This window comes from Bacillus salipaludis, assembly GCF_030938565.1.
Classification (GTDB): Bacteria; Bacillota; Bacilli; order Bacillales; family Cytobacillaceae; genus Neobacillus; species Neobacillus salipaludis_A.
The window spans coordinates 4011235-4036338 of the sequence record NZ_JAVGVR010000001.1 but is presented as its reverse complement, the minus strand read 5'-3'; the positions used below and the strand labels follow the sequence as shown (position 1 = coordinate 4036338).

26 protein-coding genes are annotated in these 25104 nt (G+C 38.1%); 21 read left to right on the top strand and 5 right to left on the bottom strand.

The annotated features are described in order from the left end of the window. Positions 1-159 precede the first annotated feature (159 nt). The 4 genes from RCG21_RS20055 (at position 160) to RCG21_RS20040 (ending at position 4148) form a co-directional block, all read left to right on the top strand. A complete protein-coding gene (locus RCG21_RS20055; RefSeq protein WP_308913695.1) occupies positions 160-1410 on the top strand; it encodes a flavin-dependent oxidoreductase in 1251 nt (416 codons plus the stop codon). A gap of 11 nt (positions 1411-1421) precedes the next feature. After that, positions 1422-1715, top strand: a complete 294-nt coding sequence (locus RCG21_RS20050) for a Dabb family protein (RefSeq protein WP_133335060.1) — start codon at positions 1422-1424, stop codon at positions 1713-1715. Between the two features lie 111 nt (positions 1716-1826). Then, positions 1827-2333, top strand: coding sequence for a hypothetical protein (locus RCG21_RS20045; protein ID WP_308913694.1), 507 nt, complete (start codon positions 1827-1829; stop codon positions 2331-2333). 342 nt (positions 2334-2675) lie between these two features. Then, positions 2676-4148 carry a DHA2 family efflux MFS transporter permease subunit gene (locus RCG21_RS20040; protein WP_235824818.1) on the top strand — a complete coding sequence of 491 codons (1473 nt, stop codon included), beginning with the start codon at positions 2676-2678 and terminating at the stop codon, positions 4146-4148. A gap of 47 nt (positions 4149-4195) precedes the next feature. On the opposite strand, the gene RCG21_RS20035 is transcribed toward RCG21_RS20040, so the two are convergent. Both RCG21_RS20035 and RCG21_RS20030 read right to left on the bottom strand, forming a co-directional pair. Beyond that, positions 4196-4615, bottom strand: a complete 420-nt coding sequence (locus tag RCG21_RS20035) for a hypothetical protein (RefSeq protein ID WP_133335066.1) — start codon at positions 4613-4615, stop codon at positions 4196-4198. Positions 4616-4638: 23 nt separating this feature from the next. After that, positions 4639-5211, bottom strand: a complete 573-nt coding sequence (locus tag RCG21_RS20030; RefSeq protein ID WP_133335068.1) for a helix-turn-helix domain-containing protein — start codon at positions 5209-5211, stop codon at positions 4639-4641. Between the two features lie 224 nt (positions 5212-5435). On the opposite strand from RCG21_RS20030, the gene RCG21_RS20025 reads away from it, so the two are divergent. The 4 genes from RCG21_RS20025 to RCG21_RS20010 all read left to right on the top strand — a co-directional run bounded on the left by RCG21_RS20025 (position 5436) and on the right by RCG21_RS20010 (position 10297). Then, positions 5436-6635: an aminotransferase-like domain-containing protein gene (locus tag RCG21_RS20025; RefSeq protein WP_308913693.1), complete on the top strand. Its 1200-nt coding sequence runs from the start codon at positions 5436-5438 to the stop codon at positions 6633-6635. Between the two features lie 524 nt (positions 6636-7159). Next, positions 7160-8695, top strand: a complete 1536-nt coding sequence (locus RCG21_RS20020; RefSeq protein ID WP_133335072.1) for an NCS1 family nucleobase:cation symporter-1 — start codon at positions 7160-7162, stop codon at positions 8693-8695. Between the two features lie 198 nt (positions 8696-8893). Then, positions 8894-9469 carry a spore protease YyaC gene (gene yyaC / locus RCG21_RS20015; protein ID WP_133335074.1) on the top strand — a complete coding sequence of 192 codons (576 nt, stop codon included), beginning with the start codon at positions 8894-8896 and terminating at the stop codon, positions 9467-9469. 150 nt (positions 9470-9619) lie between these two features. Further along, entirely contained in the window at positions 9620-10297 is a 678-nt protein-coding gene (locus RCG21_RS20010) for a GntR family transcriptional regulator (RefSeq protein ID WP_133335076.1), read from the top strand. Between the two features lie 69 nt (positions 10298-10366). Here RCG21_RS20010 and nadX read toward each other — a convergent pair whose 3' ends face one another. Continuing rightward, a complete protein-coding gene (gene nadX / locus RCG21_RS20005) occupies positions 10367-11173 on the bottom strand; it encodes an aspartate dehydrogenase (RefSeq protein ID WP_308913692.1) in 807 nt (268 codons plus the stop codon). Between the two features lie 610 nt (positions 11174-11783). Between nadX and RCG21_RS20000 the strand changes: the two genes are divergently transcribed. Together RCG21_RS20000 and RCG21_RS19995 are read left to right on the top strand one after the other, a co-directional pair. Beyond that, positions 11784-13232: a hypothetical protein gene (locus RCG21_RS20000; RefSeq protein ID WP_133335080.1), complete on the top strand. Its 1449-nt coding sequence runs from the start codon at positions 11784-11786 to the stop codon at positions 13230-13232. Between the two features lie 129 nt (positions 13233-13361). Continuing rightward, positions 13362-14057 (top strand): NAD(P)-binding domain-containing protein, encoded by a 696-nt coding sequence (locus tag RCG21_RS19995; protein WP_133335082.1) that lies wholly within the window; start codon positions 13362-13364, stop codon positions 14055-14057. A 228-nt stretch (positions 14058-14285) separates the two neighbouring features. On the opposite strand, the gene RCG21_RS19990 is transcribed toward RCG21_RS19995, so the two are convergent. Then, positions 14286-15668 carry a hypothetical protein gene (locus RCG21_RS19990; RefSeq protein WP_308913691.1) on the bottom strand — a complete coding sequence of 461 codons (1383 nt, stop codon included), beginning with the start codon at positions 15666-15668 and terminating at the stop codon, positions 14286-14288. Positions 15669-16102: 434 nt separating this feature from the next. Continuing rightward, positions 16103-16447, bottom strand: coding sequence for a hypothetical protein (locus RCG21_RS19985; RefSeq protein WP_308913690.1), 345 nt, complete (start codon positions 16445-16447; stop codon positions 16103-16105). 324 nt (positions 16448-16771) lie between these two features. On the opposite strand from RCG21_RS19985, the gene RCG21_RS19980 reads away from it, so the two are divergent. The 11 genes from RCG21_RS19980 (at position 16772) to RCG21_RS19930 (ending at position 25061) form a co-directional block, all read left to right on the top strand. After that, positions 16772-17107 carry a 2Fe-2S iron-sulfur cluster-binding protein gene (locus tag RCG21_RS19980; protein ID WP_133335086.1) on the top strand — a complete coding sequence of 112 codons (336 nt, stop codon included), beginning with the start codon at positions 16772-16774 and terminating at the stop codon, positions 17105-17107. Positions 17108-17167: 60 nt separating this feature from the next. Beyond that, on the top strand, positions 17168-17938 hold the full coding sequence (locus RCG21_RS19975; protein WP_133335088.1) for a creatininase family protein: 771 nt from the start codon (positions 17168-17170) through the stop codon (positions 17936-17938). Positions 17939-18177: 239 nt separating this feature from the next. Next, complete coding sequence (locus tag RCG21_RS19970; protein WP_133335090.1) at positions 18178-18909, top strand: iron-containing redox enzyme family protein; 732 nt, start codon at positions 18178-18180, stop codon at positions 18907-18909. A 137-nt stretch (positions 18910-19046) separates the two neighbouring features. Beyond that, the gene (locus RCG21_RS19965) at positions 19047-20510 is read left to right on the top strand and encodes an aldehyde dehydrogenase family protein (protein WP_308913689.1); all 1464 of its coding nucleotides are present in this window, start codon (positions 19047-19049) and stop codon (positions 20508-20510) included. 23 nt (positions 20511-20533) lie between these two features. After that, positions 20534-21013, top strand: a complete 480-nt coding sequence (locus RCG21_RS19960; protein ID WP_133335094.1) for a GlcG/HbpS family heme-binding protein — start codon at positions 20534-20536, stop codon at positions 21011-21013. A 39-nt stretch (positions 21014-21052) separates the two neighbouring features. Beyond that, positions 21053-21718 (top strand): chromate transporter, encoded by a 666-nt coding sequence (locus RCG21_RS19955; RefSeq protein WP_308913688.1) that lies wholly within the window; start codon positions 21053-21055, stop codon positions 21716-21718. Beyond that, on the top strand, positions 21715-22245 hold the full coding sequence (locus RCG21_RS19950; RefSeq protein ID WP_133335097.1) for a chromate transporter: 531 nt from the start codon (positions 21715-21717) through the stop codon (positions 22243-22245). The genes RCG21_RS19955 and RCG21_RS19950 overlap by 4 nt, the downstream gene beginning before the upstream one ends. 49 nt (positions 22246-22294) lie before the next feature. After that, complete coding sequence (locus tag RCG21_RS19945; RefSeq protein ID WP_133335099.1) at positions 22295-22999, top strand: GntR family transcriptional regulator; 705 nt, start codon at positions 22295-22297, stop codon at positions 22997-22999. 38 nt (positions 23000-23037) lie between these two features. Continuing rightward, entirely contained in the window at positions 23038-23385 is a 348-nt protein-coding gene (locus tag RCG21_RS19940) for a 2Fe-2S iron-sulfur cluster-binding protein (RefSeq protein ID WP_133335101.1), read from the top strand. Between the two features lie 622 nt (positions 23386-24007). Continuing rightward, positions 24008-24385 carry a CidA/LrgA family protein gene (locus RCG21_RS19935; protein ID WP_235824819.1) on the top strand — a complete coding sequence of 126 codons (378 nt, stop codon included), beginning with the start codon at positions 24008-24010 and terminating at the stop codon, positions 24383-24385. Next, entirely contained in the window at positions 24369-25061 is a 693-nt protein-coding gene (locus tag RCG21_RS19930; RefSeq protein ID WP_165976271.1) for an LrgB family protein, read from the top strand. Before RCG21_RS19935 ends, RCG21_RS19930 begins: the two co-directional genes overlap by 17 nt. Positions 25062-25104 lie beyond the last annotated feature (43 nt).

Genomic DNA, 25104 nt, shown 5'->3' with positions numbered 1-25104 from the left:
CCGAATTTTGTTGAAAAATGTTGAAAATATAAAAACTACGGAGTGTATTTTACTTCGTAGTTTTTTACTATAACTCTGATACTTTATGCATTTTTGTTGATAAATTTATACATTATGGAATAATTAAGAATAATTTAAAGAGTCTGCGAGGGGATTCAGATGGCTAGCAGAAAAACAGCAATTATTGTTGGCGGAGGTATTGGTGGGCTTGTTACTGCCCTAAAACTTCATCGCGCAAACGCGTCAGTGCGTGTATTTGAAAGTGTCGAAAACATTCAGGCTTTAGGAGTAGGAATTAACCTCTTGCCACATGCAGTTCGTGTCCTTACTGAATTAGGATTAATGGATAAATTAAATAAAATAGGCTTGCCAACGGCTGAACTTATTTATGTAAATCAATTTGGCCAGAAAATTTGGGAGGAAGCAAGAGGGATCGATGCGGGATATCGCTGGCCGCAATATTCAATTCACCGCGGGCGCTTGCAAATGCTTTTATTAGAAGCAGTGAAGGAGCAACTAGGGGAGGAGGCCGTAATCACAGGTCACCATCTTTCTTCGTTTGAAACAGTAGGTGATGAGGTGGTTGCTCATTTTGTCAATCGAAAAACAAGAGAGTCACTTGGCTCCTATCGTGCAGATATGATGGTAGCGGCAGACGGAATACATTCCGTTGTCCGGAAACATTTTTATCCAAATGAAGGATTACCTAAATTTAGTGGTCGGATATTATGGAGGGGTATTTCTGAATTTACTCCATTTCTAACGGGTAAAACGATGATTATGGCAGGGTATCAGGATCAGAAATTTGTTGCGTATCCTGTTTGTCCAAAAACAGCGGCAAAAGGAAGTTCCTTAGTGAACTGGATTGCTGAACTTACAGTTGGCGGAGATTTACCATCACGTGCTGATTGGAACAAGAAAATTAGTAAAGATATTTTTGCGCCTGCATTTGCTTCATGGGATTTCGGCTGGTTAAATGTACCAAAGTTAATTGAGCAAACAGATGCCGTTTACGAATTTCCAATGGTTGATCGTGACCCACTGCCGCAATGGACATTCGGAAGAGTCACGCTCCTAGGGGATGCAGCCCATCCGATGTATCCGATTGGTTCAAATGGTGCTTCCCAAGCCATTTTGGATGCCGATGCATTAGGACAAGTTCTTATGGAACAGTCCGATATTGAGCTTGCTTTAAAAGCTTATGAAACAGCACGGTTAGCTCCAACTGCAAACATTGTTTTAAGTAATCGGAAAAATGGGCCGGAAGTCGTCATGCAAATTGTAAAAGAACGGGCACCGAATGGGTTTGAGCATTTACATGACGTAATTTCTCGTCAGGAACTCGAAAATATTGCCAATCGATATAAGCGAATCGCAGGGTTTGACAAGGAAACTTTAAATACAAAATAGGAGCGGGAACCATGGTTGAACACATCGTATTACTTAAATTTTCAGAATTAACAACAAGGGAACAAAAAGATATTGCCATCCGCATGACATTAGCACTAAAGGATGAAATTCCGGGAATTATTGATATCCAACAGGGCTATAATTTTTCGGAGCGGAATAAAGGGTATGAAGTAGGTTTGACAGTCCGCTTTGATCATCGTCATTCTTTAGAGAATTATGGTCCCCATCCAAAACATCAGGAAGTCTTTTCTTTTTTAAAAGAAATCGGCTTGGAGGATTTGATTGCAGTTGATTTTGACTTTTAGAAAAGGATATGATTTGTATTTGTTTGCACATAATAAAAGGACTGACTGTAGAAATCTTTTTAAACTATTGCACCATATCTATTCGTATTAAAAGAAGGAAGGAAAAAGAATATGTCCTTTATTGGCATTGTCATTATTATCGTGTTAATTTATTTTCTTATTATTCGCCCGCTAACCCGGCGGAATCGCCCGCAAATTTACGAGCCAAGAAGGGATCAATATGACCAAAGGGGCTATAATGGTCCAAGAAACTACTATGGTGCTACGCCAGGCCGAGGCTTTGGAGGATTCGGAGGAATTGCAGGAGGAATGGCAGCTGGAGCCTTGCTAACCTATCTATTTGAGCAGGGACGAATTGGCTTCGATCAATACCATTCCCTGCAAAATCTAGAGGATCATGAAATCATGAGAGAATTAATGGACCAAAATATTCTCCAAGAACATGAAATTGATCAACTACAAGAACAGTTAGGGCACCAAGACGATAATGGTGATTGGGATGGAGAACGAAATGGCGATGGTCCAAATAACGTCGACGATAATGACCAGGATAACCAACAAGACAACAATGACAATGACTTTAGTGACTGGGATAACGGTGACGACAATTGGGTTTAAAAATTGAAAGAAGTTCCAAATACAAGCCTGCTTCCTTTAACAAATAAAGAAGGCAGGCTTTTTTTGATTCGACAAAGTTCGGGCGGTGACAGGCACCGCCCGAACTTTGTCGAATTATACTCCTTGTATAAAAATCTAAATTGCATGATTTTTTTGTATTGGTAAATCCTATTTGTAGACTGAATTTTTTTTGGTTGCAATTTTTGAACTGATGGTATATGATGGTTTTTATGCATATTAGGGATGCAGGAAAATATATACAAATCAACTAAGGGGGATACAATTTTGGATCATACGTTAAATAAGGCCGCTTCTCCGCCGTATGGTGTCATCGCAGTATTGATGGTCGGGGCCTTTATTGCTTTTTTAAATAATACGTTATTAAATATAGCCCTTCCATCGATCATGAAGGATTTAGATGTAGAGGCCTCAACGGTTCAGTGGCTGACTACAGGGTTTATGCTCGTAAACGGGATATTAATCCCAACCACCGCCTACTTAATCCAAAAATATACAGTTCGCAGACTATTCTTAGTCGCAATGGGGCTATTCACCGTTGGGACAATTCTTGCTGGATTTGCACATTTTTTTATTATGTTATTAGCTGGCCGTATGATACAAGCTTCTGGCTCGGCCATCTTAATGCCATTATTAATGAATGTTATGCTAGTAAGCTTCCCAGTGGAAAAAAGGGGAACTGCGATGGGGGTATTCGGGTTAATTTTAATGTTTGCCCCGGCAATTGGTCCGACTTTATCCGGCTGGATTATTGAACATTACGATTGGAGAATGCTTTTTCATTTTGTTACTCCCATTGCCATTATCGTTCTTTTGATTGGCTTTTTCATGCTTAAGGATAAAAAAGAGAAAATGGATATGCGCTTGGATTTCATTGCACTTCTTCTATCAAGCATGGGATTTGGTGGAATTCTTTATGGGTTTAGTTCAGCAGGAAAAAAGGGCTGGGATAGCCCTGAGGTTTATGGAACCATTATTGTCGGAGTTATTTCATTAACTGTTTTTATCATCCGTCAATTAAAGCAGGAACGACCAATGCTGAACTTCAAGGTCTATCAGTACCCAATGTTCTCGCTATCATCGGCTATTTCAATGGTTTTGTATATGGCATTATTTTCAGGGATGCTGCTTCTTCCAATATATGTTCAAACCTTGAGGGGAATTACTCCGATGGATGCCGGGCTTTTACTACTGCCAGGGGCACTTCTAATGTCCATCATGTCTCCGATTACAGGGAAATTATTTGATAAGATCGGTGGACGCATCCTAGCCATCATCGGATTAAGCATTGTTACAGTTACCACTTATGGATTTAGCCAATTAACCTTGCATACAACTTATACACATCTCATTCTTTTATATTCCATTCGAAGTCTTGGGATTTCTATGGTGATGATGCCGGTTTCGACTAATGGTTTGAACCAATTACCGAAATCACTTTATCCGCATGGAACAGCAATGAATAATACATTGAACCAAGTAGCAGGAGCCATTGGGACGGCATTACTAGTAACGATTATGACAAACCGCACAGCATCACAGGCCAAAGAAATTGGTGCTGAGGCGATGAAGCATCTTACATCGAAGCCAACACCGGCAGCACTTGCTGAGATGAAGCAGCAGGTTATGATGAAGGCGATGTTAAATGGAATCAACTATTCCTTCCTTGTCGCTACTTTTATTGCAGCTTTGGCACTTTTTCTAGCCTTCTTTATCAAACGGGCCAAACAAGCCGAAGAACCCATTGAAGGAAACTCACGAAGTAAAAAAGTTAGAACCAAATTAGCGGAAAATTAGAATAGAAAAAGGGTGGCTCCATGAGTCACCCTTTTTCATCAGGTATTTTATGCACTTGTTTTTAAATCATAAGAAAAATCGCTGTCATTCCATTCGAAAATGCCTTCCTGTAAACGAATGGTGGGATTAAACGGACATGGAATTGAAACTACTTCTTCTGAGTAACTCTTTATTTCCTCCCGACATTTTTCAACCAATTGTGTTTTCAACAGAAGGAGTTCGTCTTTTGAGGCTACACGGATTAGTCTGTTAATCGAAATTTTACTCTCATTTATCCCATACTTTTCGCAAATACTATCATGAAAACCTTTATTAAACTGAATCATCATGGGAAGGTCTTGGATAGATGCCACACCATATACTTCTTTAATTACATCCTCATATCTAATTTGACTGCCAGTAGCAAATCTGGTTATTTTCTTTTCTGGGTTTTCCAATATATAAACTGTTTCAATTGAATTATTCATAAAAAATCTGCCTCTCCTCATAATTAAAGTTGGATGTTTGGACTGGAATAGTAAATAACCACACTAATTTCACAAATTTCTTTATCTCTATTTTCAAAAATCTGATAAACATCAGTTGAAAAGGAGACGGAATCTCCTTGGTCCAATGAATACTGATCTTCATCACCAATGGTAATTGAGAATGTACCGGAATGGACTGTGATTGATTTAATCGCACCAATTCCGTTTGGTTCAGTATAGTGATTGCAGCCTGGATGAAGACGGGCCCGGTAACTTTCAATCGGTATACCTGGTGAAGCAAATGTATTATAAACCTCATACAAGTCATTATCCTCCTTGAAAAAAGGCTGGTCAGCCATTCGAATCATTTTAACAGAAGGATTCATTGCTAAAAAGGAAGCGAAAGGAATTTGCAGGCCAGCAGCAATTTTCCAAAGAATGGAGACGGTTGGATTAGAGGCTCCGCGCTCAATTTGACCAAGCATTGGCTTACTAACCCCAGTCAAGTCAGCCAGCTCGTCCAAAGTTAATTTCCGTTGTTGCCGGAAGTACCGCAACCGCTGGCCTATTTGAGCCGTTAAGATATCCTTATCCATTAAATAACCCCTTTGTTGGATACAGTATATTACTTTATAAAAATATTATAACATATTTCTATAATGCTTTAGGGCTATAACGTATAAACAAATTAAGGCGAAAAATTTTTCTAAATATTTTGCAAAATGAAATTTATTATCTTATAATGTACTATAAATCTAATATATTATATTTTTTACATCAAAAGGTTGAATACAATATAAATAAAAGGAAGCGACATTATATGAATTATCCATTTGCACCCCAAACCAAAAACTATGAATCATCTGCCGTAAGGGATATCTTAAAGGTTACACAGCAAGGGCATGTTATTTCTTTCGCAGGGGGTCTGCCAGCAGAAGACATTTTTCCAATCGAACAGGTTCAAATTGCCTATGAGAAAGTATTTGCTTCAGGGAAATCTTCATTGCAATATGGACTAACAGAAGGATTTATTCCCCTTCGCGAAGCGGTTCAAGCAAAAATGGAAAAGAGAGGTATTTTTTCACATCCCGATAACATTCTGCTTACAACTGGATCACAGCAAGTAATCGACTTGTTTTCACGAATTATGCTTGCACCGGGGGATGTTGTCCTCACAGAGGATCCTACATATTTAGCAGCATTACAGGTCTTTAGATCGTATGGAGCGAATGTTGTGGCTGTAAAGAGTGATGATCAGGGAATGATCACGGAGGATCTAAAAGAAAAAATTGAAAAATACCAGCCGAAATTTGTCTATACCATCCCAACTTTTGCAAACCCAGATGGAAAAGTGTGGAGTCAGGAACGACGTCAGGAGCTATTCAATCTTTGCTCCGAAAAGAATGTTCTAATTCTTGAAGATGATCCGTATGGCGATATTCAATTCCATCAAGACGAGGTCTATCAGCCGGTGGCTGCTTTAGATACAGATAAAAGGATTGTTTTGTATACCAGCACTTTTTCTAAGTCCGTTGTCCCAGCTTTAAGAACCGGTTGGGTAACCGGACCAGCTGAAGTTATTAAACTAATGACCCAAGCCAAGCAAATGAATGATTTACACTCAAGTTCACTCGATCAACAGGCACTCTATTATTTATTGCGCGATTTTAACCTGGATTCACATATTGCTTTAATTAGAAGCGTTTATTATGAGCGGATGAAATTGATGAAGGAATATTTTGATAAAGTGGGGTCAGGATTGTTCACATGTAGGGAGCCAAAAGGTGGAATGTTCATGTGGGTAGAAGGAAATGAGGAGTTAAACACAACTGCCTTGCTTGGCGAAGCCGTTAAAAAGGGAGTTGCATTTGTTCCAGGTGCACCATTCTATGTCAACGAGCCAAAGCACAATACCTTCCGTGTAAACTATAGCCATTCTACTCCTGAAAAAATTAAGCTTGGAATGGAGCGACTGGTGGATGTGTTAACGTCAGTTCCAGTTGCAACGAAAACAATTTAATAAAATAGTTCATTCAAAAGAGTACTGTGTTTAACACAGTACTCTTTTGAATGAAAGTGTAGTTTTTTGTTTGAAATTGAGGACAGGTTCTCATTGAATAGAGAACTAGAAATGTTACGTTAATGATAGTTTATCAATGACCGGTTTTTTACAAAACATAAAAAATACAGTCTAAATTATTTTACCTTTTGTCCAATGACAGCCTAATTTGGTGATATATAATATAAGTTAGGCAGTTGTGGTTTGCTCCAAAATTGGTTTCTCTTGTATTTGGGGCGATTTTTAGATTGATTGGAAGGTGATGCGATGAACGAAGTTGTAGCATTATTTTAAAGCGCTTACATTCGTGAAAAGCTAAAAGGTAATAGAAGTTTAAAAAATCGTAAAATAGGAAATCAAAATATTCTCATTAATTATAAAGAAACGGCAATAATATCATGGTGATCATAAATATTCTCTAGCGAATGCACAGCATTGGTTTTACTCGGAAAGTTCTTTGAAAAACCAAACAAGGGGGAATTTTATTGAAAACGCAAATTGAGCAAAATGGTATTGTCATTTTGACACAAGAAGCGGCGGACAGCTTAAGCAATAGCGAGATGTGGAATGACGATCTCCGTCCGACCACTATGAAGGAACATTCTTGGAAAGGTCTAAATTTTGCTACTCTTTGGATTGGAATGTGTTTATGCATCCCAGCCTATACGATGGCAAGCGGGATGATCTCATTAGGAATGAACTGGTGGCAGGCAATTGGAACCATCTTTATTGGAAATGTTATTGTTCTTATTCCTATTTTATTGAACTCGCATGCTGGGACAAAATTCGGTATTCCGTACCCAGTGTTTGCACGACTTTGGTTTGGCTCAAAGGGTGCACACATCCCAGCTTTAGCAAGAGCACTTGTTGCAGCGGGATGGTTTGGGATTAACACCTGGATTGGAACAGGTGCCATTGATACATTGTTATCAGCTTCTTTCTCTTTCTGGAGCTTCCCAGGACATACAGCGATTGTTTTTGCTCTTTTTTGGATCTTAAACGTAGCTGTTGCCTATAAGGGCCCGCAAGCCATGAAGTATTTAAGTTTGATTGCAACTCCTGTTGTTGGGGTCTCTGCAATTATTCTCCTAATCTGGGCATTCACCAATTCCGGCGGTTGGGGGCCAATTTTATCGACTCCATCTAAATTCCAAACCACTGGTGAATTTTTAAAAGTATTTTTTCCTGCCGTTACTGGAGTAATTGCTTTCTGGGCTACTCTTGCCTTAAACATCCCGGATTTCTGCCGATATGCAAAAAGTCAAAAATCTCAAATGATCGCACAAAGCTTTTCACTACCACTAACCATGACCATTTTCTCTTTTATTGGAATTGCTGTAACCTCTGCAACAGTAGTCATTTTCGGGCAGGCCCTTTGGGATCCGGTAGCCTTGCTTGCAAAATTCCCGCCATTTGTTATTTTTCTAGGTACTTTAGTCATTGTTCTTTCTTCATTAACCATTAATGTAGGAGCAAACGTAGTCGCGCCTGCACGTGCGATTGAGAATTTAAATCCAAGACGGATTACGTTTGGAATCGGAGCTCTTGTTACCGGTTTATTTGCCATCCTAATTCAGCCATGGTATATCATGGAGAACTTTGGAAACTATATTTTTGGCTGGCTGGGAACATACGGTGCCTTACTCGGCCCAATTGATGGAATTGCAATCGCCGATTACTGGCTTGTCCGTAAACGGAAAATGGCTCTCCACGAATTGTATGATGTAAACGGCCGCTACAGTTATACAGGCGGATTTAATAAAAATGGTGTATATTCGCTCATCATTGGGGTTGCAATCCCGGTTCTTGGCCTCTTGATTCCAGGACTTCGCTTCATATGGGATAATGCCTGGACATTTGGATTATTTATCTCCATTATTGCCTACACCTATTTAATGAAAGGTGATAAGAGCGTTCTACAAAAAGGAGAGTATGAAAAAATTACAAGCTTCAAAACTGGCATTCCTGGACAAATCTCTGACTCGGTTGATGGCAGTAGCCCAAATGTGGATTTGTTTTAAAGTCATTAAATGAAAGCTGCTCAAAATCATTGGGCAGCTTTTTTGTTACCATTTTACGAACTTTATTGGGTGCAAATTAAAATTCTAAATAATTTTATGGTGAAGTTAACACTATCTATAATAAAATAAAAGAAATGGGCAATGAAAAGTGCCAAAGAAGGTCAGCACATAAAACACCGGTAGGGGGAGGTAAAGGTGATGTGGCCTTTTAAGAAAAAGTTCTTAGAAAAAGGTGAAAGGCCAGGTTTACTTTCCGTACAAGAAACGATTGAGGAAAGAGAAATTGAGAAAATGGCAAAAAAATTAAAACAAGTTCTAGATAGTACGAAAGATGAAATCATTTTTTTATGTATAGGATCAGATCGTTCCACAGGGGACTCTTTTGGTCCAATGGTGGGAACAATGTTAAAGGATAGAAAGGTTCCTTTTCCTGTATATGGTACATTAGAAGAACCAGTTCATGCACTGAATTTTAAGAAGATTCTGAAACAGGTTAAACAAACGCATAATGGACCGTTTATTGTAGCAATCGATGCTGCTTTAGGGGAAGAAAGTCAAATTGGATTAATTGTTTTGAAAGAAGGGGCTATTTTTCCTGGAAAGGCACTTAATAAAGGATTGCCAAGTGTTGGTGACTATCACCTGAAGGCTATTGTCAATTATCTTGATCCATATAAACCAATAGAGTCCTTGAACACCACAAGATTAAATACGGTTATGAAGCTGGCAGATATCGTAACCAGGATTATTTCTCGCGCTATCGAAGATTATTAGATTACGAGGATATATTGCATAATTCCATTTATTTGTAAATGGAAAATTCGAAAATTTTAGTGGAAATTTGAACCATATCATTTGATGTTTTTTTATCCGGTACGATATAATTGGTTTAATGTATACAAAAAGTTGAAGGGAGGAGATCTAATGAGTACTAATTGGGCGGCGGAGGATTTAATTTCCTTAAGAGAAAGGGTTTATTTACACATAAAAGACCTCATCTTAGAAGGTGAATTTAAAACCGGTGATCGGCTTGTGGAAAGGGAGCTTGCTGACAGATTAAATATTAGTAGAACGCCGATTCGTGAGGCTTTATTTCGGTTGGAATCACAAGGGTTTGTAAAAACCGTGCCGAGAAAAGGGGTAATTGTTGCGGACATTTCTGAGAAGGAAATTATTGAAGTTTTTACGATCCTATCTTCTCTTGAAGTTTTAGCAGCAAAATTGGCTGTTCAAAAGTTAGACGAAGAAACAAAAAGCAATATTGATACCTATATAAAAAAGGTTGAAGAATGCTTAGATAATGAAGAGGCTTTTTCTGATTTACATGGGGAATACAATCAACTCTTATATAGTGCTGCTAAAAATTCTAAACTTCAAGAAATACTGAGCGGATTATCTGATTATATTCGTGCTTTCGCCAAAATTGGTTATAAGAACCCAGGAAGAGCCGTACAATCTATGGAAGAACATGTTAAAATTATGGATGCCATTATGAATCAAGAGAGCGAGATGGCAGAATATTTGACAAAAATTCATATGGAAAATTCAAAAAAGGCGTATATTGAAGCGGTTAATCAAAGCAAGGAAAAAAGGAAAGGGTAAAAGGTTGTCCAAAAAGTCCATGATAAAAAAGACTTTTGGACAACCTTTTTTATAGGGTCAACGCACAGATTAAAGGCCAACCATAACGGATTCTGTTAGGTTTCTTAACACTTTTGCTACACTCATTGCTACAATAGGACTAGATTTAGGATTTTCTTTAAAAGGCGTATTTTGTACTTTAATTTCAATCTGACCAAAAAAGCCCCTTGCTAATATGGTGTGGAAATTTGCCTGAATGGTTGGGTCCACAAATACTTGAACTTTTGTTTTTTCGAAACCAACCCCGGCAATACTTAATGCGGCTGATACATTCACGTTTTCAGGGAATAATTTTGCAGCATTCCTGGCATTGCCTTCATATATACAATAAGGCTCAGAGATAGTCTCTAAATTTACTTTTTCCTCAGCAATCGTCCCATACCAGCTTTTTGGTTGTTTCCTCGTGATAAGCGTTATTTCTTCTATTTCTCCTAATACCCCTGCAGCTATTCGGTCTAATCCAGCAATGGCGGCAGAAGGAAGTATGATTTGTTTATTGTATTTTTTTGCAACAACTTTCAGTGTTTCATAAAATTCATAATCTGCGAAAGCCCCGACAGAGAGTACGATTAAATTACTCCCAGTGGAAAGGGTCTTTTCCCCATATTGCTGTAGCGCTTTATGACCCGCTGCTTCAATAATAATATCCAAATCTTGATCAAAAAACAGGTTTTCGTCGGTCGTGACAACGCAATTTTGCGGAATAGATTCGTTTATACCAGGCTTCTTTCTAACAAGAATGGATTTGACTTCAACCTCGCCTGCTTGATTGGCAACGATCAAATCGCTAATCGCTTTGCCAAGAGTACCATAACCTATGATCCCAGCTTTAAGCATTTTTTTATCACCTCAATAACTTTATTAATTTTTCTCGATCTTTTTATGGTATACCGTATACCTGGAAGCTTTGTTTTATTTTATCGAATAAGCTTTTTAAAAGCAAGAGATAATTACGAAAATAAAAAAACATCTAAATTTTCAAAATTATTTGCTATTTAACCTCTTTTAATGGTATATTAAATTCATTCTATATAGTTTACAATCTCTATATAGTGAAAAATGTGAAAGGAGGGTACATAAATAGGCTCACTGGGTTTAATCTTGTCTCCGTTGTATTATTGAAAGGGCTTACAATAAGAGAGGTATGAGGATCTTATTGTAAAAACTCAGCAGGAATTGAAACATCACCAAAAAATGGGCTTTTCATTTTTATTTTTAAAACATCTTGGTATACAATCCACAATCCACAAAGTGCAAAAAACCCTTAGAACTTCAGGATAACAATTTTGGACTCATGAAAAAAACTGAATAGTTAAGTTAAGCAAAGAAAATTTGATTGAATATTCTTTTGGTTGAAAATCTATATGTCTTCGCTTAAAAGCCAAATGCTATGAAAACCTTGCAAGATTAATTCGATTAATATCTTATAAAGCAACGGAGGAAAGATATGGAATTAACATTAGCTCACTGGGTTTATCTAGTTGTAACTGCAGCTGTCATTGTGATTATGCTTTTTAGAAAAGGTGTTGTTTTACCTCTTATAATTGGGACCTTTTTAGTCGCAGCAGTATATAAAGGGAGTCTTATTGCAGGGTTTCAAGCGGTCTTTAATGCAAATCTAGTTGCCGCAAAGGAGCTATTCAGTATTTTCCTGATTATTTCCATCATGATTGGTCTGCTTAATTCGTTGAAGGATCTTGGGGCGGATAAAAGGATGGTTGTACCGATACAAAAAATAATGGTAAACGGTCATATCTCTTTTATCGTTTTAATGGTCACTACTTATGTAATTTCTCTCTTTTTCTGGCCAACCCCCGCAGTTCCATTAATATGTGCATTATTGGTTCCAGCAGCCGTGAGTGCAGGGTTGCCTGTTATGACATCCGCAATGGTCATTGTCATTGCTGGACAAGGTATGGCTCTTTCTTCAGATTATATTATGCAAGTAGCACCAATGCTTAGTGCAAAAGCAGCAGGAATTGATAAATCCGCAGTTTCAGATAAGGCATTCATTCTTTCTCTTATTACAGGGGTAACCTCCTTAGCCATTGTCTATGTGAGATCTCGAAAAGCAATTAGGAAAAAATCCGGGTCTGTCAATAACTTAAATAATGAAGAAAAAGCTTTCTTTGATGTGGCCAATGAACTTGCTGCTACGGCAGAAGAGAGTCCTGATCTTATCAAAAGAAAAGAAACATGGGGAAGATTATTTGCCATTATTGTTCCTTTGGCAATGCTAGGTGTTATGATTTTTATGTTCCAAACTAAAATTGGCGGCGGTTCAGGATTTGAAGGGGGCGACGGAGCAGCTTTTATTGGCGGTGTTGCAACTATTCTATTAGTGCTAGCGACCATTGCCTTCAATCGAATTCATGCCCTTGATAAAATTAGCGAACATATCACTGAAGGATTTGTTTTTGCCTTTAAGGCAATGGCACCGGTAATTCCAATTGCTGGATACTTTTTCATGGGAAGCGGGGATTTTTCAGGTTCTATCCTATCATTAGGTGATACCGCAGCAAAGCCTGCCTTTCTATTTGATTTAATCCAAGCAGGGCAAAATTATATTCCACATAGTCCATTTTTTGCAGCAATCAGTATATTAATTGTTGGTATTATTACGGGATTGGATGGTTCAGGGTTTGCAGGGCTACCATTAACGGGTGCGTTGTCTGGAGCCATTGCGCCAGGAAGTCACATTGATCCTGCTGTTATGGCGGCAATTGGACAAATGGGTTCAGTTTGGAGCGGTGGTGGAACACTGATTGCATGGTCATCTCTTGTAGCAGTTGCTGGGTTCTTGCAAGTTTCTCCGTTGGAATTGGCTAGGAAAAACTTCATCCCAGTCGTTTCAGGGCTTCTGCTGGCAACCATACTTGCCGTGTTTATATGGTAAAAGAGTGTTCTAGTTTACGAATTTCTTAGTAAAATATAAAATATAATTTTAGAATAAAGGGGTTTTCCAAAGTGTTATAACCTTTGGAAACTCCTTTTTTCATTATGGTTTGAAGAGGGGGTTCGATTGATGGAACAATGTAAGGTGGGGCTAGTAGGGATTGGTAAATTAGGGACCGCGATGATGACGCAATGGAATAAAATGAATAGGAAGATTGGGATTTACCATCCATTAAAAACAAAGGCTGAAAAGTTTGTGGAGCAGTTTCCAAACGGGTTTATCCTAATAGAACAAGAATTAAAGGAATTAGATGTGTTAATTTTAGCTTTACCTGCTGCAACTATTATTCCATTTATTACAAATTTAAAGCTTGAAAGTAATTTACCTGTTTCAACCACGATCGTTAATATGGCAACGACTTTAGATACGAAAGAGCTAAAAGAAAAGTATCCTTCATTAAATATTGAAGGGGTTAAATTTATGGGACATTGGAAAGATTTATTGGAGCATGGCAACGGTTTATTTATTACCGAAAATGTTCTGCAGAAGCCTATTGAAGAACTCTATCATTTCCTTGGGAAGGTAAAAATAGAAAAGGAAAGCTGTTTGACTGAAATTAACAAATTAGCAACCTATTATGCTGTAAAAACAGCCGTTGAATTGGAAAGTGAGTTTGAAAGAAGGGGATTTCCGCCGGAATATGTACAAAGAGCACTAATGTCCCTTGCCCCGGAAGTAATAAGGGGATATTGTGAAGGGAACCTCGGGCATTTCGCCAAGGAAATCGTTAAAGAAATTAAACAGAAGACTACGAAGGATCTATAAAAAAAGTGCCAAGATTGGTCGCCTCTGGCTTTCGAAAAACTTTCGATAGCCTTTATTCATTTATTTTTTTAACCAAATCTATATTGTTAATATATAGGCTTCTCAACAGGCCCATTAGCAGGGACAATCAATAAGAATTCCTGTTTAGGATCTAATAGAGTAAAAAAATGCCGAGAAGAATACCCTTTCTCGACAATCTGAGGTACCAGGTTGGCACCTTTTCTTTATTTAGTTTAGTAGTAATTCAAGTAAGAACAAATATGCCATCACGATGCCGATGTAGAGGGCTGCGAAGGAAAGATTCCAATTTGATACTTTATAAGAGCTTTCCTTTACGATGTTGGACATCAGGCCTAATGTAGCATTATACGGACCCACTAAAAAGGAAGAAACAGCCCCCGCTAACATCGCTACCGTTAAGATGTAAGGGGAAATTCCCATTGCTTGTGGATTTAACCCTTCAATCATTAAAGCAAGTGAAACAGCAGGGTGCAGACCAAGAAAAGCTAAGGCTAAAGGAATAAAGGGAAGTAAGATCAAGAAAACTTCCACACCTGCCAGGTGAATAAACTTCAAAACCCAGCGATATAGCAGCTCATTTGTATGCGAAACATTGATGGCCGAGATGAAAAAGCCTGCCGATAAATAAATAAAGAATTGATCTTTCATACTAACGGAAAAAGATTGGAAATGCTCCAAAAGGTGTACACCAAACTCTTTTCCTTGCTTCAAGAATAAAGACCAGGTAAGGGCAAATGGAATCACCAATAAAGAAATGAGAATCAAAAACGGATAAGGAAACCTTGTTTCAACCAGCGAAATCACGACATTGAAAATGATAATGGCCAATAAGATTTGAAAGACTCTTCCAGAACGGTTGATTTGACCAGATTCAACCGTTGCTGCTAATTCATTCACTGTCAAATTCTTTTGAGTTTGAAGCATTCTTTTTGATTTCCTTGCCCCTATAAACCAATCAAGTCCCATTCCGATAATGCTTAATGGTATAACATATGGAAGTATGGATACCCAAGTAACTCCCGTCATCGTAATTACAATTCCGACAATCGGTGTTACCGGTGCCCAAATTAATGGCATCGCAAAGCCCCTTGTAATCGCCCTGCTCATGAAGCGCTCTTTGTTATTCACCGTATACAGTCCGAGTGCAGGTCTAATCGAGAAATAAGTCATTGGCAATGTTGCAAGATTCATAAAAATACTAAAAAAGTACGAAATTCCGGAGGTAATCATATACAATTGTCCGGAGGTTTTTACTTTTTTTTGAATAATGCTTTGAATCCCCCCGCTGTAGCCGCCAATTTTAATCGGAATTCCTAAAATCGGAATCAGGGTAAACATGGTGAGTAAATCCAGCATTGGGCCGAAGGAAAGGATATATTGCTTCCAATGCGCTCCGCTTGAAGCAAGTAAAAAAACACCAAGGAGTAAAAACGTACCTCCTAATATTTGCACAAAACGTTTTGCTTGAAAAAACGTGCTGACTACAATAATAAGGCACAAGCTGGAAAGAAGAAAGCCAATATGCAATTGGGGCAGAAGCACAGAAAATAAGTATAATACGATTACAAAGAAAAGCAGATATCTTAGCATACCAACACCCTAACTATAAGGAAATGTAATACATCAATACTTGAGTTACAATTAAAATCTGTTTAATTGTATACCAAAACATCCTAATTCAAGGAAGATTAGTCACAAATCTGCCATATTTACTTAAAATTTTGGTATTTGGTATACAAAATCCTTGAGTTTATTTAAAGCTCATTGTAAAATAAAAATAACAAATAGCAAACAAAACAGGGGGATACTGACATGCTAAATTTTTTATTTAATTCTAAAAAAGCTGCTGAAAAAGCGGAGAAAAAATTAGCATCATTGAGAAAAACACTTAAGTTTTAATGTTTGGATTTTAATTGGTTAACCGTCACAAAGCAGCTGTGGCGGTTTTTTTACGTTTATACCATTTAATATGCAAAAACCGGAGAGACGTTGCCATCTCTCCGGCCGTAAGCCTCTATTAATATCTATACAGCAACCTCACTTGATTTTACAAGTTTACTGTTTACCGAATCTACACTGTTACCGGAGGCTTTTACGATCTCATTTAATTCCTCGCGCGCGGCTTCAATTGTTTCAAACCTTTCAAAAAACTTTACACCGATATGGTTTACATATTCTTTTCCTTCAAATTCTTCGAACAACTTAATCTTAATTTTTTCATCCAACACTTTGGCAATCGTATACTTCGCCTTTAATTTATCAAAGAAATAGAAATGGTAGGTTTCGACAGGTTCTAGGCCATCGTTCTCGAGACTTGTTTGAAAGGTATCTTTATTCGTTAATACTATATATTTTCCCAATTTCTTCACTCCTTTAAATTAATTCAATAGTTTTAAACGCTTACAAATTGGAGAGTAGTAATATGTCCAAACACCTCCTCGGAACATTGTATACCAAAACTACTTAATTTGTATTTTATATCAAGGAGACAAAATATTCAACATTATATTCTAAATATTTAAATAATTACTTTTTAAAAAGCTATGGTAGATAGATTTTCAGCGGAAAATTTGGATAAAAATTTTATAAAGCGAGTTAAAAATAAAAAATTTTTAGTTTACTTATCTACCAAAAAGATTGTATACTTCAGAAAAGTATCAAAATTTTTAGAAAAAACAGAAAGGGGCTATTTTATGCCGAAAGTTATCCTGCACGTTGATGGAACTACAGTGGAGCAAGAAGTAAAAGACAATGCAAACTTAGTAGTATTAGCAGCAACACGTCTATTACCAAAGTTAAAATATGGCTGTGGAATGGGGCGTTGTACAAAGTGTACATGTCAGGTGATTAACGGTGCAGAAGATTTAGCAGCGCCGAATTGGAAAGAAGTAAAAATGCTTGGAGATAAAGTGAATGAGGGGTACCGATTAACGTGCCAATTAACGATCCAGCGGGATATTGAAATTTCGCAAGAAAATATTTCAGTCCAGGTTCCTAAAAAGCAATCACCGATTCAAATTAATGGATGATTATTTTTTTAACTTATTTATTGGTATACAAAATACATTGATTTTCAAAGGAGATTTGTGATGGAGGGTTATGATTTAACCAGGATGACATGGAAAGAGGTTGAAGGAGCATTAAAAAGTGTTCAGGTTGCAATTATCCCGGTTGGCGCACATGAACAGCATGGTCCCCATATGGTGGAAAGCTGTGATGCTGTTCTGGCTGAAAGGATGGCCAAGCGGCTTGGGGAGAGAATGTTTCCCTATGCGGTAGTTACGCCAACGGTGAATATGGGTGTTTCGGAACACCATATGAATTTTCCTGGAACCATTTCACTGAATCCATCTACACTCATTGCGATTTTACATGATATGATTTCCTCTTTGAAGCATCATGGAATTAAGAAATTTTTATTATTAAACTCACATGGCGGGAATCAATCTACACTCAATGTTGCTTCACTGACTTTAACAAAAGAACTGGATGTAGAAGTTTACTATGCAAAAACAACTGCATCTGCAAAAAAATCGATTCAGAACTATATTGGTTCAAGCTTATTTGGCCATAGCTGTGAACGTGAAGTTTCGGAAGCTTTATATTTAGCACCAGAGATTGTCCGAATGGACCAACTAGAAAAAGGGGATATTCAAGAAGAAGGTAGATGGAAACAGCTAAGACCTGGGAAAGCAATACAAGGATTTTATCGTTACGAGGAAATGACCCAAAATGGTTGTATTGGTGACGCAACAAAAGCCAGTTTTGCAATAGGCCGTGAGATCGTAGAGGAGTCCCTGGATAATCTTTCAGCAGAGCTCTTTAAATTATTAAATATACATGTGGATGTCCATTCCTAAATCGAAAATAGAGAAAATTAAGTATTTTTCAATAATCTTTAAAAAATTCTAAAAATTGTGTTTACAAGTAGTCATTTATCGGTTACTATTAAATCAAGGTATACCAAATACACTATTAACACAGTGGAAACGGTAAAAAACTAGTAAACTTTATTTTTTTATCGAAGTTTGGTATACAAAATATCAAATGCCAATAGCAGCATTGAAAATCTACATAAAAACTAAGGAGGAGATTTAAAATGGCAGAATTATTATCAAAAGATGAGTTTCGCAAGGAATTAGAGGAAGCAATTAAAGGAAATCATAGCCAAAAGGCACCGTTTACATTAGCTTGGGCTGAAGGTAAATTGGAAAGAAAACACTTTGCTAGATGGGCAGAAAACCATTACCACTACGTTGGCCCATTCGCTGATTACTTAGCGTATATTTATCACAATACTCCAACCAATCCAAAATTCGAAGCTGCTAAAGATTTCACCTTACAAAACATGTATGAAGAAGAAATCGCTGCTGACCGCCACACGGATCTCCTTATTCGTTTTGCTGAGGCATGTGGAACTACTCGTGAACGAGTAATGAATCCTGAAAATATGGCTCCAACTACATTAGGATTACAGAGCTGGTGTTTCGCGGTTGCAGCACGTGAGAATTTCGTTGTTGCCACTGCAGCATTAGTAGTTGGACTTGAGTCGCAGGTTCCAGATATTTACCGTAAACAAACTCCAGCGTTACGTGAGCAATACAACTTTACAGATGAAGAAATTGAATTCTTCGATCTACACATTGTTTCAGATGAAATCCATGGTGAGCGCGGTTATAAAATTGTGCTTGACCACGCAGACACACCAGAATTACAACAGCGCTGCCTAGAAATTGTACGTACTGGAGCAAAAATGCGTCGTATGTACATGGATGGCTTATGGAAGGAATACTTAGAACAAGATTTAGGCGCATTAGTAGAAACAAAATAATATCAGTATATGAAAATATAAATAAGTCATTACTTTCCTAATTTGTAGGCCGTCAGAATAATCTTGTAGTTAAAGGTTTAATTGACGGCCGCTTTTATTAGAAAGTTTTACTTAAATAAACGAAAAAGGTGATCGTAGTGATAACTACAAAAGTAGAAACATTTAATAACTATATAGATGGGATTTGGCAGGAATCGGTAAGCAAAAAAACGTTTAATAGTTTAAATCCTGCCAATAAAGAAGAAGTTGTCGGGGTTTTCCAAGCGTCTAATGAAGACGACGTAAATTTAGCCATTGAAGCTGCCCAAAAGGCGTTCCCAGGTTGGGCTAAAACAGCGCCATCCAAACGAGAAGCCATTTTAAATCAAGCAGCAAATATTCTGGAGCAAAAAGCTGATCAGTTAGCCGAAGAGTTAACACGTGAAGAAGGTAAGCATGTTAATGATGCTAAGAATGAAGTGTTACGCTCTGCCCAAACACTTCGATACTATGCTGTTGAGGGGCAAAGTTTTACAGGTGAAACATTTCCAAACGATGATCCAAACATGAAGGTATCCACGGAAAGAGAACCGCTTGGAGTGGTGAGTGTCATAACTCCTTGGAACTTTCCTCTATCGATTCCTGCCCGAAAAATCGCTCCCGCTTTAATCACAGGTAATACGGTGGTTTTTAAGCCCTCTTCTGATACACCACTCATTGCCGTACGCCTTGTTGAAGCACTTTACGAAGCAGGCATTCCAAATGGTGTTATTAATTTCGTAACGGGCAAGGCAAGTGACATTGGTGACCGATTGGTAACCCATCCGTCCGTCAGGGCTGTCACGTTTACAGGCTCAACTGCAGCCGGTGAAGATATTCATCGAAAAGCTTCTATGACAACTCGAACGCAGATGGAACTGGGCGGAAAAAACCCATTAATTGTCATGGATGATGCTGACCTCGATTTAGCCGCAACCCTGACAGTAAATGGTGGATTCTCCTTAACAGGGCAAGCTTGCACCGGAACGAGCCGGGTCATTGTATTGAAGGAAGTAAAAGAAGCATTTATTCAAAAGCTTGTTGATAAAACTAGCGTCCTAAAAATAGGAAATGGTTTTGAGGCGGGGGTGAAAATTGGACCGCTTGCAAACGAAAAACAAATGAAAAATGTTTTAAATTATATCGAATTTGGTAAAGAAGATGGCGCCGAATTAGTCTATGGCGGCGAGCCATTAACAACAGGGGAATTCGAAAAGGGCTACTTTGTAAGACCTGCCATTTTTACAAATGTAAAGCCGAATCATCGAATTGCAAAAGAAGAAATTTTTGGACCTGTCGTGGCCGTTATTGAAGTGGATACATATGAAGAGGCCATCGCTGTTGCCAATGATGTTGAGTACGGATTATCTGCTTCTATCGTGACCAATAATTTGAAGATTGCCAACCAATTTACAAAAGATATTCAGGCCGGAACGGTCAAAGTCAATCGGACGACGACTGGTAATTTAATGAATGCACCTTTTGGCGGTTTGAAAAAATCAAGTACTTCAACATTCCGTGAATCTGGAAGAGTGGGTCTTGAATTCTTTTCACAATTGAAAACAGTATATATCGGTTATTAAAAAAATGAAAAGGAGAACATAAAATGAAAACAGCATTGAAATTAGAATTAGAAGAAGCAAAATTAATGATTGAGGCGGCCAAGAAAAAATCAGAAGAAATTAATGTTCTCGAAACCATTGCAATTGTGGATGACGGAGGAAATCTCATTGCACTTGAGCGAATGAATGGAGCACGAATTACCGGTCCGGAAATTTCCATCGCCAAAGCCTACACTGCAGCAGGACATAAGCGATCTACTCACCTCTTTAATAAAGAACCAAATGGTCCTGCACTGCCGGGAAATGAGGCATTTGGTATCAACCAAATGCTTCCAGGGAAATTTGCAATTTTTGTAGGTGGATTCCCGATTGTGGTAAACGGTGAAGTGATTGGCGGCATTGGGGTAAGCGGTGGAAACGGTGAACAAGATACAGCAGTTGGAACGGCAGCTCTTCAAGCATTACAACACTATGTAGAAAAAGATGGATTTGAAGTCATCACTACAGCAGATATTAAAAAATAGTGAGCTCATTCAATTAAAAGCTTGGACAGAATGAGGCCCATGTTCATTCAACCGGAAGGGATTGTTATCAAAGAAATAGATGATTGGTTGAAGAAAGGGGATACACATTTGAAACCGTATGTTGATTTAGCGATTGGGTTTGCCCGCACTGGTATAACAGGCTACGGGGGCGGGCCCTCAACAATTCCGTTGATTGAATATGAAGCGGTCAAAAAATATCATTGGACATCTGAAGAAGAATTTTCCGAGATTTTGGCGATGGCCAATACATTGCCAGGGCCAATTGCGACAAAAATGGCGGCCTATATTGGATTTAAAGTGAAGGGTACATTAGGAGCAACCGTGGCCATTCTTGCTCATATCCTGCCATCGATCATTGCAATGTTTGCCTTATTAACTGCACTTTATTCGTTTCGGAATTCCCCGATTGTGAGTGGAATGGTGCAAGGGGTTACGCCTGTAATTGGATTTATGCTCGCGGAAATGGCTTACCGGTTTTTCCAAAATGGTCGAAAAGGACTTGGTTTATCGAAAATGATTAGCCTATCTGTCCTATCATTAATTGTAGTCCAGTTCCTAGGATTACATCCAGGAATCTTAATCGCTATTTTTCTAATTACTGCCTTTATTATTGCAGACCGTAAAGAAAAAGCTGCCGCCAAACAGGCCGAAGTTGTTGTTAAAAGAGAGGAAAAAAGTTCATGATCTATTTGCATATTTTTTGGGCATTTTTAATTTCGAATTTACTGGGCTACGGGGGCGGTCCTGCTACAATTCCATTATACCAAAATGAAGTCGTTAATCATTATCATTGGATGTCAGCATCTGAATTTGGGAATATATTAGCGATTGCGAATGCCCTGCCTGGTCCGATTGCAACCAAAATTGGCGGGTTTATCGGCTATCAAGTGGGTGGTCCGATTGGCGCAATTGTTGGGCTGGCAGCTACAATCCTTCCCTCTGCCATAGCTGTAATAATATTGTTTAAATTTGTAAATTTATTTAAAGATAACGCAAGAGTCAAGCTCATGACCAAGTCTGTACAGCCCATTATCGCTATCTTGCTGGGCGTAATGGCTTATCAATTTTTCTTAACGGCTTTTGAAAAAAGCGGTGTCTTTCATTTAGTTTTGTTAGCTGTAGTGAGTTATTTCGCTTTAATTAAAATCAAGCTCCATCCATCATTACTGATTCTTGGAGCGCTAATCTATGGCGGGGTATTTTTATCATAATTTTGATAAAAGGGAATGAAAATACTTAAGAAATAAGAGGGTGTGATGAATGGATATTAGGTGGGAGGAAAACAATCTTTTATCAGTACGAGAACATGCATATTTATACTTAAAAGATATGATTCTTGAAGGTGAATATAAAGCCGGTGATCGGTTGATTGAAAGAGAACTCGCAGGGAAACTGAATATTAGTCGCACCCCAATCCGAGAGGCTCTGTTCCGTTTGGAATCTCAAGGATTTGTAAAAACCGTACCCAGAAAAGGGGTAGTAGTTTCCAATATATCAGAAACTGAAGTTATCGAAGTGTTTACGATTCTTTCTTCTTTAGAAGTTCTCGCTGTCAAATTAGCCGCAGAAAAAATGGATGAGGATATCAAAGTAGAACTTGATCAAAAAATCCAAGAACTGATGGAACTCGAAGCAGGAGCGGAAGAAAATTATAATCTTGAACATATTCAAATGAACCGTCTTATCAACAAAGCATCGAAAAGCCCAAAATTGTTTGAAATTCTTTCCAGTTTGATTGATTTTATTCATATGGCTGCCAATATGGGATACGAAACACCAGGGAGACGTAAAGATTCTCTAAGGGAACATATTGAAATCATGAAAGCATTGCGTAATCAAGAAACAGAATTAGCAGAGTATTTTATGAGAATTCATATCGAAAACTCAAAAAAAGCGTATATCACCTATATACAGAACCGGAAAGAGAAGCTAAATAAAAAGAAAATGGAAATCCCCTCTAAATGAATTACTAATAAGAAGATAAAAAAGGGAGGACTTGGGAGATGCCGAAAATTCATTTTGTTAACAATGATAAACAATTAGATGTGCCGGAAAATTCGAATATTTTAAGAATGTCCCTTCGCTATGACGGAGAGCTTCCAAACCGGTGCGGCGGAGGAATTTGCGGAACATGTGTTTTTAAAGCGATTGAAGGAGCAGAATACCTGGATAAAGTAAAAATTCAAGAAAAAAGAAAATTAGGGGAAGAATGGCTTGAAAAAGGCTACCGCCTTGGCTGTCAAACCTTTGTAACCAACGGAGATGTTTCCCTTTCTTGGGATGAAGAGGTAACAAAACAGGTAATCAAAAGAAAACCTGATAAACTGCAAAAGGAAGTAACATCGGTTTAATATTTCTCTAAAATTAGTATTGTAGCAGATTCATATTAAGAAGGATTGGCGGGTGATCTTATGTGGGTATGTAACAGTCATATGAAGGAGATCATTGCATTAATGGATACTCCCCATATTAGTAAAGCATCATATCAAATAAAATGCTCGGCTTGTGATAACCGTGCTATTGCAAAGGTGTATTTTGCGCATAAACCATTCCGTCTTCAAAAAAATCAGAAGGAACTTGTAAAATGATTCATAAATGAAAACAAGGCGCATAATGCGCCTTTTTATTATTTTAGCTCTGTTAAAGGAAAATGTGGATTTTTGAACAACGTTGATTGGAGCGGAGGGCACGAAGACTCCTGTGGGAGTACGGGACAGGGGAGACCCCGCAGGAGCGAAGCGACGAGGAGGCTCCCCGAACCGCCCACGGAAAGCGAAGTGCCTGGAGCGGAAATCAACATCCAAGTGTAACAGAGCCATTATTTTAAGAAGGTTATCTTACATACTTTTGCTTAGATATGAAATTTCTATGTTATGAAAGCTTACATAATTTAAGATTCACTTCCTCTAATATGGCATACTTAAATCATATAAATCAGATTTATTCACGTAGCTATCAGGAGGTGTTGGGTTGATGCTTCGTTATTTTGTTCAATTTTTCACAATACTGCTGTTCTATTCAATCGGGAATGGAATGGTATCATGGTTACAGCTTTCGATACCTGGAAGCATTGCTGGATTATTTCTTTTATTTATTGCACTGAACTTTAGAGTTTGCCAACTCAAGTGGGTAGAAACAATTGCCCAATTGCATATTAAGCATATTACGCTGTTATTTATTCCTTTTACTGTCGGTATATGGAATAATATTGGGATTTTCCAATTGGAGGGAGCAAAGCTTGCGATCGTTCTGGCTATAAGCAGTTTGGTCGTCCTGCTGGCAACTGCAGTTATTGCAGAAACAATTGAAACAAGAACACAAAGGAGGAAACAAGGTGGAAAAATGGATTGAAAGTTTATTCATATGTACAGGGATCACATTACTAAGCTACATTGCAGGTGTTCGTGTTTTTCAAAAATTTAATAAGCCTTGGCTAAATCCAATGTATACTGTGTCTGTTTTTATTGTTAGTGTACTGTCTTTGCTTCACATGAATATGAAGATTTATACTTCCGGGACGGGGATTTTTTCACTTCTATTAGGAACTGCCACTGTTTCTCTTGCCATACCTTTATATAAGCAGATTCTTCTCATAAAAAAATATCTACCTGTGATTCTTTCGAGTGTATTTCCTGGAACGGTATTGGGCGTTGCTTCAATTGTTGTTTTAACAAAAGCACTCCATTTAAACCAAAAAATCATGGTTTCCTTACTACCCAAATCAGTTACCGCTCCTATTGCTCTGTCGATTTCCAACTCACTTGGAGGGATTCCTTCACTAACAGTCCTTTTTGTTTTCACCTCAGCCATTTTTTCACTGATCATCGGTCCACTCCTTTTAAAACATGCCCGGATCAAAAGTGGTGTTGCAAAAGGACTTGCATTAGGAACATCAGCACAGGCAATAGGAGCCAACCGTGCCTTTGAGTGGGGAGAATTTGAGGGTGCGATGGGAAGTATTGCGATGATCATTGCAGGTGTGGTGATGTCACTATTAACACCGCTTCTTATAATGCTATATCTTTAATGATTGCATAAACCATGATTTCCCATATACAATTAGGTTAGTT

What these genes read in the sequence shown, in the direction of transcription:
- RCG21_RS20055 (WP_308913695.1), top strand. Translation starts at nt 160, where the DNA reads ATGGCTAGCAGAAAAACAGCAATTATTGTTGGCGGAGGTATTGGTGGG.
- RCG21_RS20050 (WP_133335060.1), top strand. Translation starts at nt 1,422, where the DNA reads ATGGTTGAACACATCGTATTACTTAAATTTTCAGAATTAACAACAAGG.
- RCG21_RS20045 (WP_308913694.1), top strand. Translation starts at nt 1,827, where the DNA reads ATGTCCTTTATTGGCATTGTCATTATTATCGTGTTAATTTATTTTCTT.
- RCG21_RS20040 (WP_235824818.1), top strand. Translation starts at nt 2,676, where the DNA reads ATGGTCGGGGCCTTTATTGCTTTTTTAAATAATACGTTATTAAATATA.
- RCG21_RS20035 (WP_133335066.1), bottom strand. Translation starts at nt 4,615, where the DNA reads ATGAATAATTCAATTGAAACAGTTTATATATTGGAAAACCCAGAAAAG.
- RCG21_RS20030 (WP_133335068.1), bottom strand. Translation starts at nt 5,211, where the DNA reads ATGGATAAGGATATCTTAACGGCTCAAATAGGCCAGCGGTTGCGGTAC.
- RCG21_RS20025 (WP_308913693.1), top strand. Translation starts at nt 5,436, where the DNA reads ATGAATTATCCATTTGCACCCCAAACCAAAAACTATGAATCATCTGCC.
- yyaC (WP_133335074.1), top strand. Translation starts at nt 8,894, where the DNA reads ATGTGGCCTTTTAAGAAAAAGTTCTTAGAAAAAGGTGAAAGGCCAGGT.
- RCG21_RS20010 (WP_133335076.1), top strand. Translation starts at nt 9,620, where the DNA reads ATGAGTACTAATTGGGCGGCGGAGGATTTAATTTCCTTAAGAGAAAGG.
- nadX (WP_308913692.1), bottom strand. Translation starts at nt 11,173, where the DNA reads ATGCTTAAAGCTGGGATCATAGGTTATGGTACTCTTGGCAAAGCGATT.
- RCG21_RS20000 (WP_133335080.1), top strand. Translation starts at nt 11,784, where the DNA reads ATGGAATTAACATTAGCTCACTGGGTTTATCTAGTTGTAACTGCAGCT.
- RCG21_RS19995 (WP_133335082.1), top strand. Translation starts at nt 13,362, where the DNA reads ATGGAACAATGTAAGGTGGGGCTAGTAGGGATTGGTAAATTAGGGACC.
- RCG21_RS19990 (WP_308913691.1), bottom strand. Translation starts at nt 15,668, where the DNA reads ATGCTAAGATATCTGCTTTTCTTTGTAATCGTATTATACTTATTTTCT.
- RCG21_RS19980 (WP_133335086.1), top strand. Translation starts at nt 16,772, where the DNA reads ATGCCGAAAGTTATCCTGCACGTTGATGGAACTACAGTGGAGCAAGAA.
- RCG21_RS19975 (WP_133335088.1), top strand. Translation starts at nt 17,168, where the DNA reads ATGGAGGGTTATGATTTAACCAGGATGACATGGAAAGAGGTTGAAGGA.
- RCG21_RS19970 (WP_133335090.1), top strand. Translation starts at nt 18,178, where the DNA reads ATGGCAGAATTATTATCAAAAGATGAGTTTCGCAAGGAATTAGAGGAA.
- RCG21_RS19960 (WP_133335094.1), top strand. Translation starts at nt 20,534, where the DNA reads ATGAAAACAGCATTGAAATTAGAATTAGAAGAAGCAAAATTAATGATT.
- RCG21_RS19955 (WP_308913688.1), top strand. Translation starts at nt 21,053, where the DNA reads ATGTTCATTCAACCGGAAGGGATTGTTATCAAAGAAATAGATGATTGG.
- RCG21_RS19950 (WP_133335097.1), top strand. Translation starts at nt 21,715, where the DNA reads ATGATCTATTTGCATATTTTTTGGGCATTTTTAATTTCGAATTTACTG.
- RCG21_RS19945 (WP_133335099.1), top strand. Translation starts at nt 22,295, where the DNA reads ATGGATATTAGGTGGGAGGAAAACAATCTTTTATCAGTACGAGAACAT.
- RCG21_RS19940 (WP_133335101.1), top strand. Translation starts at nt 23,038, where the DNA reads ATGCCGAAAATTCATTTTGTTAACAATGATAAACAATTAGATGTGCCG.
- RCG21_RS19935 (WP_235824819.1), top strand. Translation starts at nt 24,008, where the DNA reads ATGCTTCGTTATTTTGTTCAATTTTTCACAATACTGCTGTTCTATTCA.